This is a genomic window from Rhodococcus gordoniae (assembly GCF_001646655.1).
Classification (GTDB): Bacteria; Actinomycetota; Actinomycetes; order Mycobacteriales; family Mycobacteriaceae; genus Rhodococcus; species Rhodococcus gordoniae.
Genome location: NZ_LPZN01000015.1, coordinates 113,980 through 125,999, shown reverse-complemented (window position 1 = coordinate 125,999; position 12,020 = coordinate 113,980). Strand labels below are relative to the sequence as shown.

The following is a 12,020-nucleotide window of genomic DNA, read 5'->3' as shown; positions in this document are numbered from 1 at the left end:
ACCGCGATCACCGCCCTCATCCCCACCGGGCAGTTCGCGCGCGGGTTCCTCGCCTCCGCGCTGCGGGTGGGGCTGTCGGGTTTGTTGCTTCCGCGGTGCCTGTGGCGGAAGGCGGTCACACACACCCCGACCACGCGGTAACCCTCCCCGTCCTTACGGGAGAAGGTGCGCGTCATATGCCGCACCGCCCGCGCACCACCGACCACCAGCACCGACGTCTGGAACTCACCCCGAGCCCGCTTGCGCGCGATCACCTTCCGCCACAACCACCGCGTAAGCAACAAACCCGTGAGCCCCACCGGCAGCGCGATGGCGAGGAACCCGCGCGCGATCTGCTCGTTGGAGATGAGCGCGATGATCGCGATCGCACCGAACATGCCGATGGTCGCGGAGACGACCCGCTGATACTCGTCGTAGCCGGCACCGATGACGCGACGCGACCGCGTACGGAAGACGCTCAGCGCGCCCAGCCAGGCCACGATGATGGTCGCGGATGTCAACGAGTACTCGAATTCTGCGCCCTCCCCGGCGCGCAAGAGTTCCTCGGATCCGAACCGCACCCACTGCGCGAGCAATACGGACAGCACCACGACGAGCGCGTCCGTGACGTGAAGCCGCTTGACGTAGGCGTTCTGCCACTTCCACCGATTCACGCCGGTGCCGGGCGACGCATCCGCGGGGGCACGGTTCTGTGCACCCCGCGGAGTGTCGGACGGTTCGAGCCCTCGATCGTCGACCGTCGTCATCCCGCAGTTCTCCCCCATATGTGTCTCCTCCCCGAGACAGAACTTTCCCCGAGCGAGTCCCGGCCCGGCTTTGGAACAGGACTCGTGCGAGCGTTACCCGAGCTATCACTGAGAAATAGCTGAGCGTTACGTGTGAATTGAAGTCTTGTCGCAGATCAGCGGGTAAATCCAGACCCGATGTCGGACACGCGAAAGCTGTCGTCTCGTGTGTTCGGTTGAATCCCTTGGATTTCGGGCGCGCCCACCTGGGAGTAGTCCGAACGGCCGGAAAACCGAAAGTGACGATAATCACTTTTACGTACGGTCTGCGCCCGGATTCACGAACCGGCCGATTCCTCCCTCACCTACGCCGATCCCGTCGAGACGAAGTGCGGGCGGCGAATACTGTTACCGCGAGTTTCCGAAATATCGAGCGCCTGCCCGTAGTCGGTGAAAACATCATGCGGCGCGCCCACCCACTCACGCCGATACCCGGAGATACGGTCGGGATAGGCTTCGGTATCCCCTAGTGAGAGCCCGAGGAGAACCGTTGAGCACCCTCCAGACCCTGGATCGCGGTCTACGCGCGCTGGACATCGTGTCCCAACGCCCGGGGGGAATCTCGATCGCCGAACTCGCAGCCGAGCTGGAAGTGGCTCGTGCCATCGGCTACCGGATCGTGGCGACACTGGAGGCCCATTCGCTCGTCGCGCGCATGCAGGACGGCCGGATCAGGCTGGCCGCAGGAGCAGCACTACTCGGTTCGCGATTCCGCCCCCGATTGCGCGAGGTGACGCAGCCGCTACTGCGCGACCTGGCTCGACAGACGTCGGCCACCGCATTCCTGTCGACGCTCGAGGGCGACGAGTGCGTGGTGATCGCAGTAGCAGAGCCCGATACGGGGATCCTGCGCGTGGGCTACCGAATAGGTACGCGACATCCTGTGTCGCGGGGCGCGGCGGGTATTGCGATCCTCGCCGGCCGCCCCCCATCGGATGCCGACACCGAGGCGATCCGCCGGGCCCGCGAGGACGGTTTCAGCATCACGGCAGGCGAACTCGAACACGGAGCCGTCGGCGTGGCAGCCAGCGTGCGCTCCCCGCTCGACCACGAGGGCGTGGGTTTCGAATCGAGCGTCGGGGTCGTCGCGATCGAAGGACTCGACACCGATGTTGCAGCGTCGGCGGTTGTGGCGACCGCAGCACGGATCAACAGCCTGCTCGACACCTGACCGGTACCGCTCGACCGAGGACGCCCGCTGAGGCGTCCTTTTTTGTGCTCTCGACACGGAGATCGGACCCGACGTTGACGTCGGATGTGACCACGGTTACTGTCTGCATGTGCGTTCAACGAACACATGTGTTCGTTATTAGTAAATCAGCAGTGCGTAGCTTGGAGAGCATCATGACGAGTCAGTCGACCGGCACCGTCCTCGAAACCCCTCGAACCGGCCCCGAGAGCCGTTGCCCCATCGACCACACCGCCTTCACCTCCCCGACCGGCTGCCCTGTCTCCCCGCGCGCCGCAGCGTTCGATCCCTTCACCGGGCCGTACCAGGTGGATCCGGCCGCATCTCTGCGATGGTCCCGGGACGAAGAGCCGGTCTTCTACAGTCCCGAACTCGACTACTGGGTCGTCACGCGCTACGAAGACGTCAAAGCCGTCTTCCGCGACAACGAACTGTTCTCCCCCTCCATCGCCCTGGAGAAGATCACCCCGACCTCCGACGAAGCGAACGCTGTTCTGGCCCGGTACGGCTATGCCATGAACCGCACCCTCGTCAACGAGGACGAACCGGCGCACATGCCGCGACGCCGCGCGCTGATGGAACCCTTCACTCCCGCCGCGCTCGCCCACCACGAACCGATGGTGCGCCGCTTGACCCGCGAATACGTCGATCGTTTCATCGATACCGGCCACGTCGACCTCGTCGACGAGATGCTGTGGGAGGTCCCGCTCACCGTCGCCCTGCACTTCCTCGGCGTGCCCGAGGAAGACATGGACACCCTGCGCGAGTACTCGATCGCGCACACCGTCAACACGTGGGGACGACCTGCTCCCGAGCAACAGGTCGCCGTCGCCGACGCGGTCGGCAAGTTCTGGCAGTTCGCCGGCACCGTCCTCGACAAGATGCGCAAGGATCCCGACGGGCACGGCTGGATGCCCTTCGGCATCCGCGTTCAGCAGGAACAACCGGATGTCGTCACCGACTCCTACCTGCACTCGATGATGATGGCCGGCATCGTCGCCGCGCACGAGACGACGGCCAACGCCTCCGCGAATGCCTTACGGCTGCTGCTCGAGCACCGCGACGTATGGGAGGAGATCTGCGCCGACCCGAGCCTGATCCCCAACGCAGTCGAGGAATGCCTGCGTCACTCCGGATCGGTTGCCGCGTGGCGACGCCTCGTCACTGCCGACACCACGATCAACGGGGTCGAGGTTCCGGCCGGGGCGAAGTTGCTGATCGTCAACTCGTCCGCCAATCACGACGAACGTCACTTCGATCAGGCCGACGACTTCGACATCCGACGCGACAACGCCAGCGACCACCTCACCTTCGGTTACGGCAGCCATCAGTGCATGGGAAAGAACCTCGCACGCATGGAGATCCAGATCTTCCTCGAAGAGCTGACCCGGCGCCTGCCCCACATGGAGCTGGTGCCCGACCAGGAATTCACCTACCTGCCCAACACCTCGTTCCGCGGACCCGATCACGTATGGGTTCGTTGGGATCCGGCGCGCAACCCCGAACGAGCCGATCCGGAACTGCTGTCCCGGCGACAGCCGGTGAAGATCGGCGAACCGTCGAAGAACACGATCGCACGCACGATGGCGGTGTCCGGGCTGGAAAGCATCGCCGACGACATCCTGCTGATCACCCTGCGCGACACCTCCGGGCGGCCGCTCCCGAAGTGGTCGGCGGGATCGCACATCGACGTCGACTGCGGTGCGGTGTCGCGGCAGTACTCACTGTGCGGTGATCCGCACGACCGCACCACTTTCCAGGTGGCCGTCCTCCACGATCGGGAGAGCCGGGGCGGGTCGCGCTGGATCCACACGGAACTCGCCGTCGGCGCCACGCTGCGTGTACGCGGTCCCCGCAACCACTTCAAACTCGACCCCGACGCGAAGCGGTACGTCTTCGTCGCCGGCGGCATCGGCATCACCCCGGTGATCGCGATGGCCGACCAGGTCAAGGCCACCGGCGGCGACTACGAGATCCACTACGCCGGGCGCTCGCGTACCTCGATGGCGTTCCTCGACCGGCTCGCCCGCGACCACGGCGAGAGTGTCCGGGTCTATCCCGGCGACGAAGGCATCCGCATGGATCTCCCTTCGCTCTTCGCCGACCCGGAGGACGGCACACAGGTGTACTCGTGCGGTCCCGAACGTCTGCTCTCCGCACTGAGCGAGGCCACCGCCCATTGGCCCGACGACACCCTGCACGTCGAGCACTTCTCCTCCACGCTCGAAGAACTCGACCCGTCCAAGGAACACGGATTCGACGTAGTGCTGAAGGATTCCGGCATCACCGTCCCGGTCGCCGCCGATCAGACAGTGCTCCAGGCACTTCGAGCCGCCAACATCGACGCGCAGAGCGATTGCGAGGAAGGCATCTGCGGTGCGTGCGAGGTACCTGTCCTCGACGGCGAGGTCGACCACCGCGACCTGGTCCTCACCAAGGCCGAGCGCGCAGCCGGAAAAACCATGATGACCTGCTGCTCCCGCGCATGCGGCGACAAGCTGACCCTCCAGCTGTGACACACAGCAGCCCCCGAAACTGATCCGAAAGGCACGACATGACCACCATCGAGCAGTCGGGTACGCCGCCGGTTCCACCGGACTCCGGCACACCGACCACCAGAACCCCCTTCAAGCGGGTTCTGGCCGGCAGCATGGCCGGCGCCGTCCTCGAGTGGTACGACTTCGCGATCTACGGCATCCTTGCCGCGACCGTCCTCGGCCCTCTGTTCTTCCCCAGCGGCAACGCCGTAGCGTCCTTGCTGATGGCACTCGCCACACAGGGACTCGGGTTCGTCGCCCGGCCCCTCGGCGGCATCGTCTTCGGCCATCTCGGTGACAAGTTCGGACGCAAACCCATCCTGGTGGCGACGTTCCTCATGCTCGGCGGTGCCACCGCCGCGATCGGATTGCTGCCGACCTACGGCCAGATCGGTATCTGGGCCACCGTCGCCCTCGTGGTCCTGCGCATGATCCAGGGTTTCGCTCTCGGTGGTGAGTTCGGCGCCGCGGTGATCCTCGTCAGCGAATACGGCGAACCCAAGCGTCGCGGCTTCTGGGCGGCATGGCCCCAGTCCGGGGCTCCGGCCGGCACCGTCCTGGCCACGGTCACGGTCGGCATCCTCGCGGTCGTCTTCCCCGGAGACGCATTCGACGAATGGGGTTGGCGCGTGGCCTTCCTCCTCGCCGTCCCCCTTCTCGTCATCGGGTTCCTGATCCGTCGGGGTGTCGAAGAATCGCCGGTCTATCAGGCCGCGCAGGCGAAGGCCGAATCGGCCGGGGAACAGGCGGCGCCCAAGGAGTCGTCCAGCATCATCGAAGCTCTGCGCAAGCCTCGTCCTCTGCTCCACGGCCTCGGCATGCGTCTGGGTGAGAACATCGCGTTCTACGTCTACACGATCTTCGTCATCGCCTACGCCACGACCTATTTCGACTACACCCGCGGCGCGATCGTCACCACCGTCGCCTTCGCGTCGGTCTGCCAGTTCCTCGGAATGATCGGCGGCGGATGGTGGTCCGACCGGGTGGGACGCAAGATCGCCATGCTCGTCCCGGCCGTCTCGCTCATCATCTGGGCACCGATCTTCTTCTCCCTGGTGCACACCGAGAACATGACCGCACTCGGTGTCGGTGTCTGCGTGGGCGCACTGCTGCACGGCATGCTCGCCGGTCCCGAAGCCGCCTGGATCACCGAGTTGTTCCCCACCAAGTACCGCTTCGCCGGTTCGTCACTGGTGTTCCAGGGCTCGTCGATCATCGCCGGAGCTCCGGCCCCGTTCATCGCGGTGTGGCTGGTCGACCGCTTCAGCGCCACAGCAGTCATCGTCTACCTGGTGATCACCATGTCGATCACGGTGATCGCCGTGGCCACCAGTCGCGAGACCAAGGGTGTAGATCTCGACAAGCTCGAGAAGCTCTACTGAGAACACGACGACTCGAACCCCACCGAGGCCGTCTCCGGCACCGGTGGGGTTCGGCTGTTGCGAAACAACTTCGCGCGGTGAAGCGGGGCTCGCCCGGCGTGTTGCAGGGGCGAACCCCGTTTCAGCGCGTCAGTATGGGGGGTCGGACGCCCGCGGAGGCGAGCACGATGTCGAACCGGGCATCAGCCCAGGAGCGGTCCCCGAGATCGCGTCCGTCCGGCGTCGTTCAGAGTCGCTTCAGGAAGCTGAAGAAACCGGGGGTGTGCACCTCGCGCAGGCGGGTGAGCTTGCGGTAGGAGATCAGCCAGACGTCGTCGACCTTGCGGTATTCCTCGTGGTAGTGGCCCCACCCGTGCAGCGATTCCTCGACGCCGTCGTTGTCCCACCACAGCTGATCCTCCATCGCCCAGATACCGCGGGCGGTGGTGTCGGATTCGAGGACGATCTCCGGGCAGTGGCCGTGATGGGCCGAGGTGACCGACACCGGACCGTCGAGGAGGTTGCTGATGGCGCGGGTCAATGCCTCGCGACCCACCACGCGACCGGCTTCCTCACCGGTGCGGGGCTGCTTGTCGCTGGGCAGTCCACCCCACGTTTCGCTCACCACGTCCTCGGTGTGCAGGGTCGGGTACAGATCCCATTGCTTGGTGTCCATCACCCGCAGGCGAGCCGAGAAGAGCTGCTGGATCTCGTGAATTGCCAGAAGTTGTTCGGCAGCAGACAGTTCGATCACCGGGAAGCCCTCGCGAGAAGCTCGCGCGCCTCGGCACTGCCATTGAGCACGCGGGCGATGCGAAGCTTGATCTTCCAGCGTCCGTCGATGCGCGCGAGCTCGAAGCGGTTGGCCGTCACCCGCCACACGCGGAACGAATCGGCATCGACGTTACGTCGCAACAACAGCGAATGGCAGGTCGCGACGGCGGTGTCGCCGTCGACGCGGATGTGGACCGGGTCGAGCAGGTGACCGCATCCTTCGTTGATGTAGTCCTGATGAGGCCGGGTGCGGACCATCTCGGTGATGGCGTCGCGACCCTCCATCACCCGGACGTCGACGTCGTAGACCGCATCCTCCGCCCACAACTCCCCCACGGCGTCGGCGTCGCCGGCGTCCACGGCCGGGCCGTAGGCGGTGAGTACCTCGTGGATGGCGGCCTTGTCCTCGAGGAGCTGCACGCGCTCGACGAGCGAAGCCACCAGGTCTGCAGTGTCGGTCATGAGGATCCTTCCGGAGCGACGGTCAGCTGCGACGGCAGCACGCTGCCGTCTCGCGCCTGTCTACCGGGTCTCCCATCGAGACCGCCCGGAACGTCCCGCTCAACGGAAAAACCGGTGCGCGCTCATAGTGCGGCTGGAACCGTTCGGAATGTCACACCTGCACAGCGCAGATCGCTCCGTTCCGCGGGGCACCCCTCCCACGCAGTCCCGGCTCGTCAGCAGCCGATTCCCAGGAAGAGTCACCGTCATGGGTCAGGTATTGGACAGGATCATGCAGCACGCGGAGGAGATCCGCGCCGAAGGCGTCGTCGGCGACGAGCAGATGCGACTGTCGGACATCTCCGCGAAGCACCTGCGCGATTCCGGCATCGTCCGCATGTTGCAGCCGAAGCAGTTCGGCGGCATGGAAGTTCATCCTCGCGAATTCGCCGAGACCGTCATGGCCGTCGGCGCACTCGACGGTGCGACCGGCTGGGTGTCGGGCATCGTCGGCGTACACCCGTGGGAGCTCACCTTCTTCGACCCCAAGGCCCAGGAAGAGGTCTGGGGCGAGGACAACGACATGTGGATGGCGTCGCCGTACGCCCCCATGGGGGTCGCGGTGCCCGTCGACGGCGGGTACATCCTCAACGGCCGCTGGTCGTTCTCGTCGGGCACCGACCACTGCGGCTGGGTCATGATCGGTGCTGCCGTGGGCGACAAGGACGGCAACCGCACCGACAAGGTCCTGCACGTGCTGCTCCCCCGCTCCGACTACGACATCGACGCGGACAGCTGGAACGTCATCGGCCTACGCGGCACGGGCTCGAAGGACCTGATCGTCAAGGACGCCTTCCTCCCCGAATACCGCACGCTCGACGCCGACATCGTCCTGAGCGGCAACGGCTGGCGGCATGCGGGTCGCGACGAGACGCTGTACAAGTTCCCCTTCTCGTACATCTTCCCGCTGGGCATCACCTCGTCGCTGATCGGCATGACCGAGGGTGCGCTGGCCTGCTACGTCGCCGCGCAGAAGGAGCGCGTGCAGGTCACCGGCGTCCCGATCAAGGAGGACCCCTACGTCCTGTTCGCGATCAGCGAGGCCGCCTCCGAGATCTCCGCGTCGCGGCTCGCGTTGCTCGAGACCGTCGACCGGTTCTGGGACAAGACCGACCGCGGTGAGGAGATCAGCTTCGAGGAGCGCGCCATCGGGCGTCGCACCCAGATCTCGGCCGCGTGGCGCGCCGTGCGGGCGATGGACGAGATCTTCGCGCGCGCCGGCGGTGCGGCGGTGCACCTGAAGACGCCGATGCAGCGTTTCTGGCGCGACGCGCACGTCGGCCTGACCCACGCCATCCACGTGCCCGGAATGATCTACCACTCCGCGGCCCTCACGCAACTCGGTGGCGACCCGCAGGGTCCCTACCGCGCAATGATCTGATTCCCCTTCACTTTCGAGGACACGACATGACTGAACTGAGAGGTCTGGGATACCTTCGCGTCCAGACCCAGGATGTACCCCGTTGGCGCGCACTGCTCCTCGACGGACTCGGTATGGCCGAGGGTTCGGGCCCGGAACCGGACGGCTTCTATGCCCGCGTCGACGAGCGCCGCTCGCGCATCCAGGTGCTGCCCGGCGAGTCCGACAAGGCACTGGCCGTGGGCTGGGAGGTGCGTGACGAGTTCGCGCTCCAGCGGGTGCGGGAGGCCGTCGAGAAGTCGGGTCGCGCCGTCGAAGTGCTCTCGCACAAGGAAGCGACGTACATCGACGCCGAGGCCGCGATCGCGTTCGAGGATCCGGCCGGAACCCGGCTCGAGGTGTTCTTCGGTCCGGTGCTCGACCACAGCCCGATCGTGACGCCGTTCGGCGGGCGCTGGGTGACCGGCGGCCTGGGCCTCGGCCACGTGGTGCTGCCCACGGCGAACTTCGCCGAGACGTACGAGTTCTACACGCAGGTGCTGGGTTTCCTGCCGCGCGGATCGATCCGTCTCGACGAGGACGGTCTCGTGCGGGTGCGTTTCCTCGGCATCAACGAGCGTCACCACAGTCTCGCTCTGTGCCCGGCTCCGCCGAACGAGGAGCCCGGCATGGTGCACCTGATGACCGAGGTCGACACCCTCGACGCGGTCGGCCAGGCGCTCGATCGCGTGAACCGGCTGGACTTCTCGATCTCGTCGACGCTCGGCCGGCACACCAACGACAAGATGGTCTCGTTCTACGTCCGGGCACCCGGCGGTTGGGATCTCGAGTTCGGCACCGAGGGCATGCTCGTCGACGAGCGCTTCTACACGTCCGAGGAGATCACCGCGGATGCGTACTGGGGCCACGATCAGTCGGGTTCCGAGCCGCTGAAGGCGTTCCTGCCGCCGACCGCCTGACATCGGACCGTTCCACCCCGTTCGAGAAATGCACCGCGACGCTGGTCGCGGTGCATTTTTCGTTTCTTCCTGGAATTCGTTCTTCCCTGGAGCGCCGTGCACCGCTACAGTCGTAGGCATTCATTGATCGCTCGATCAATCAACGCCGAATCACGCCTCGGAGAAGACCATGTCCGAAGTTCTCGACAACCCCTCGTCCGTCATGGCCCGCGTCGGCCTGCTGCTCGAACCGTTCCGCGACGCCGACGGACTGACCCTCACCGAACTGTGCCGACGCACGGGCTTTCCCCGCTCATCGGCACATCGCATGCTTCTCCAGCTCGTGCGGGTCGGATGGATGCGACGCACCGGCACCACCTACCGTCTGGGCCCGAAGATCGTCGAACTCGGTGCTCTCGCGCAGGCCCACGATCGCATCCACAGCGCCGCACTGCCTGCCATGTACGACCTGCACCGCGAGACCGGACTGGTCGTCCACCTGACGGTTCTCGACGGCGATCAGCTCGTCTACCTGGAGAAGGTGAGCGGAATCCGGGTGGCGGACAGTTCGTGGGCCGGCCAACGGCGACCCGCCGAGGAAACCGTCGCGGGGTTGGCGCTGCTGGCCCGCCGCGACGGAACGCACCCCCAGGCCGGGAGCGGATGCTCACTCGCCGACGGGATTGTGCACGGCGGCACCTGCTTCCGCCACATGGTGGCGACGTTCGCGGCCGGAGACGGGGAGATCGCCGCACTGTCGCTGGCCGGCCCCACCGAGGCGATCCCCGAGGACGCGGCCCGCAGGCTCCGCCGCGCGACCGATCGTCTCGAAGTGACACTGGCCACGTAAGCCCTCCTCCTGTTACAGTCGCACCCATCGATTGATTGATCGATTGATCAATGAGTGAGCCGGCACTGTCCGCCCTGTTGAAGGAGGATTTCGTGACACGCACCGACGATTTTCCCGATGCCGTCATCGCCCGCATAGCCGGGCTCCTGGACGAGTTCCACACCGGTGACCACCTCACGCTGTCCGAGTTGTCGACACGCACGGGCCTGCCGCGTTCGTCCGCTCACCGCTTGCTCTCCCAGCTCGCCGAATACGGCTGGGTGAGCAAGCGCGGCAAGGCCTACGCCCTCGGGCGGACGCCCCTCGAGTGGGGCGCGCTGGCACGGAAGCACGACCGCCTGCATCGTGCGGCCAATCCCGTCCTGCACGAACTGCATTCGGCGACCGGTCTCGTCGTCCACCTCGCGGTACTCGACGGTGGCGACGTGCGCTACGTCGACAAGGTCGGCCGTGGACCGCTCGCGCTACCCTCGCGCATCGGCGGTCGGCAGCCGGCCCATCGCACCGCGCTCGGCAAAGCGCTCCTTGCCCATACCCGATTCGACGTCGTCCGACCGGCGCCAGGAGGTGTACCAACCGTTGAAAACCTGTTGCCCCGCAACGAGATCGCGCGTATCCGCGAGCGGCACATCGCCCACGAGCGGGAGGAATCCACGCCGGGGGCCGCGTGTGTGGCGGCACCCATCGGCAACGGCCGGACCTACGTGGCAGCGTTGTCCGTGACCGGCCCCGTGAACACGGTGGACACCGTCGGCCTGGCCACCCCGGTCCGGCTCGCCGCACGGGCGGTGTGGCGCGCGTTGTCCCCGAACGAATCGCAGCACGCGAGCGGACCGGCGTCTCAGCGCACCAGCGCCTGACCACCGTCCACCGGCAGCGAATGGCCGGTGATGTACCGGGCCGCCTCGCTGCACAGGAAGACCACGGCAGGACCGATGTCGGTTTCGGGGTCGCCGAGGCGCCCGAGCGGAATCGAAGCAGCGTACGCCGCGGCCTCCTCCGGTTCGCGTTCGGCCCACTCCTGCATGGCCATCGAATCGGCCAGCGGAAGAATGGAATTGACCCGAATGCCGTCGGCCGCCCACTCACAGGCGGCAGTGCGGGTGAACACTCGGATCGCCTCTTTCGCTGCCGCATATCCGCCCGTCCCCGAGGGGTTCCACCGGATACCGGCCGCCGATCCGAGATTGACGATCGAGCCACCGCCACGCAGATGCGGGTGACACGCCCGCATCATCCGCCAGGTGGCGGCCGGGCCGGACTCCATACCGTCGCGGTACACGGCTTCGTCGAGTTCGAGCAGCGTTCCCGGAGCCGGTGATTGCGCGTTGTTGACCAGGATCGTGAGTCCGCCGAACTCCGCCACCACGTCCGCTACGGTCGCATCCACTGCTTCCAGGTCGGTCACGTCGCACACGTACGGCACCGCGCGACCGCCTCGGGCTTCGATCTCGATCGCGGTGGCACCGATGGTCTCCGGGGTGCGGCCCACCGCGGCCACCGAGGCACCGGCAGCGGCGAGCGCAAGGGCGATACCCCGCCCGATGCCCTGACCGGCTCCGGTCACGAGGGCGGTACCACCCGCGAGGGGCAGCGTGGGAACGATCGGGTCCATACGGGATACGGCCATGCATACTCCTGAAGAGATCGGGACGGGACTCCATTGATCGATTGATCAATGGATGTGGCACAATGTTGCCCGGAACAGGCCTCGACCAGGCTTTA

At 66.3% G+C, this 12,020-nt stretch carries 10 protein-coding genes and 1 pseudogene; 7 read left to right on the top strand and 4 right to left on the bottom strand.

The genetic code is table 11. The features are described 5' to 3' along the window. Positions 1-764: pseudogene (locus A8G18_RS08875) on the bottom strand (hypothetical protein); the annotation flags it as partial. A 511-nt stretch (positions 765-1,275) separates the two neighbouring features. On the opposite strand from A8G18_RS08875, the gene A8G18_RS08870 reads away from it, so the two are divergent. The 3 genes from A8G18_RS08870 (at position 1,276) to A8G18_RS08860 (ending at position 5,893) form a co-directional block, all read left to right on the top strand. Further along, positions 1,276-1,956 (top strand): IclR family transcriptional regulator, encoded by a 681-nt coding sequence (locus A8G18_RS08870; RefSeq protein WP_064063573.1) that lies wholly within the window; start codon positions 1,276-1,278, stop codon positions 1,954-1,956. A gap of 173 nt (positions 1,957-2,129) precedes the next feature. Beyond that, positions 2,130-4,490: a cytochrome P450/oxidoreductase gene (locus tag A8G18_RS08865; protein WP_064063584.1), complete on the top strand. Its 2,361-nt coding sequence runs from the start codon at positions 2,130-2,132 to the stop codon at positions 4,488-4,490. 38 nt (positions 4,491-4,528) lie between these two features. Beyond that, positions 4,529-5,893 (top strand): MFS transporter, encoded by a 1,365-nt coding sequence (locus tag A8G18_RS08860; RefSeq protein WP_172506061.1) that lies wholly within the window; start codon positions 4,529-4,531, stop codon positions 5,891-5,893. 226 nt (positions 5,894-6,119) lie between these two features. Here A8G18_RS08860 and A8G18_RS08855 read toward each other — a convergent pair whose 3' ends face one another. Then, positions 6,120-6,626 (bottom strand): nuclear transport factor 2 family protein, encoded by a 507-nt coding sequence (locus A8G18_RS08855; protein WP_064063572.1) that lies wholly within the window; start codon positions 6,624-6,626, stop codon positions 6,120-6,122. Next, a complete protein-coding gene (locus A8G18_RS08850; RefSeq protein ID WP_064063571.1) occupies positions 6,623-7,108 on the bottom strand; it encodes a nuclear transport factor 2 family protein in 486 nt (161 codons plus the stop codon). Before A8G18_RS08850 ends, A8G18_RS08855 begins: the two co-directional genes overlap by 4 nt. Positions 7,109-7,355: 247 nt before the next feature. Here A8G18_RS08850 and A8G18_RS08845 point away from each other — a divergent pair, with 247 nt between their 5' ends. The 4 genes from A8G18_RS08845 to A8G18_RS08830 all read left to right on the top strand — a co-directional run bounded on the left by A8G18_RS08845 (position 7,356) and on the right by A8G18_RS08830 (position 11,155). Then, entirely contained in the window at positions 7,356-8,528 is a 1,173-nt protein-coding gene (locus A8G18_RS08845) for an acyl-CoA dehydrogenase family protein (protein WP_064063570.1), read from the top strand. 26 nt (positions 8,529-8,554) lie between these two features. After that, positions 8,555-9,466 carry a biphenyl-2,3-diol 1,2-dioxygenase gene (gene bphC, locus A8G18_RS08840; RefSeq protein WP_064063569.1) on the top strand — a complete coding sequence of 304 codons (912 nt, stop codon included), beginning with the start codon at positions 8,555-8,557 and terminating at the stop codon, positions 9,464-9,466. 169 nt (positions 9,467-9,635) lie between these two features. Continuing rightward, entirely contained in the window at positions 9,636-10,295 is a 660-nt protein-coding gene (locus A8G18_RS08835; RefSeq protein ID WP_064063568.1) for an IclR family transcriptional regulator, read from the top strand. 92 nt (positions 10,296-10,387) lie between these two features. After that, positions 10,388-11,155 (top strand): IclR family transcriptional regulator, encoded by a 768-nt coding sequence (locus A8G18_RS08830; protein WP_115311591.1) that lies wholly within the window; start codon positions 10,388-10,390, stop codon positions 11,153-11,155. Here A8G18_RS08830 and A8G18_RS08825 read toward each other — a convergent pair. Further along, positions 11,137-11,925, bottom strand: a complete 789-nt coding sequence (locus A8G18_RS08825) for an SDR family NAD(P)-dependent oxidoreductase (RefSeq protein WP_064063566.1) — start codon at positions 11,923-11,925, stop codon at positions 11,137-11,139. The genes A8G18_RS08830 and A8G18_RS08825 overlap by 19 nt on opposite strands. Positions 11,926-12,020: the final 95 nt, after the last annotated feature.